We start from the raw sequence: 224 nt of genomic DNA, 5'->3' as shown, positions 1-224 counted from the left end.
GGCTGGGCTACGGCGATTTTAAGCTGCTGGCGGCCTTAGGCGCCTGGTGCGGTTGGCAGGCGCTGCCTTCAATTGAACTTGCCGCAGCGTTGAGCGGTATCGCGGGCTATTTCGCGTTAAATAATTTAAATAAAAATAACCTCACTATTTCTTTCGGACCCTATCTGTCATTTGCTGGAATAGTCGTGTTTATTGGACAGCAGTTTGCTTTCATATTTTAAATA

1 protein-coding gene is annotated in these 224 nt (G+C 46.4%); it reads left to right on the top strand.

Features of this window, described 5'->3' with window-relative positions; genetic code table 11:
* Positions 1–221, top strand: a 221-nt coding sequence (locus IM273_RS22295) for a prepilin peptidase (RefSeq protein WP_193055672.1), incomplete at its 5' end; no start/stop codon positions are given.
* Positions 222–224: the final 3 nt, after the last annotated feature.

Origin of the sequence: Enterobacter cloacae complex sp. P13B, from assembly GCF_014895915.1 — a bacterium.
Taxonomy (GTDB): domain Bacteria; phylum Pseudomonadota; class Gammaproteobacteria; order Enterobacterales; family Enterobacteriaceae; genus Enterobacter; species Enterobacter bugandensis.
This window is presented reverse-complemented; position numbering and strand designations above follow the sequence as displayed.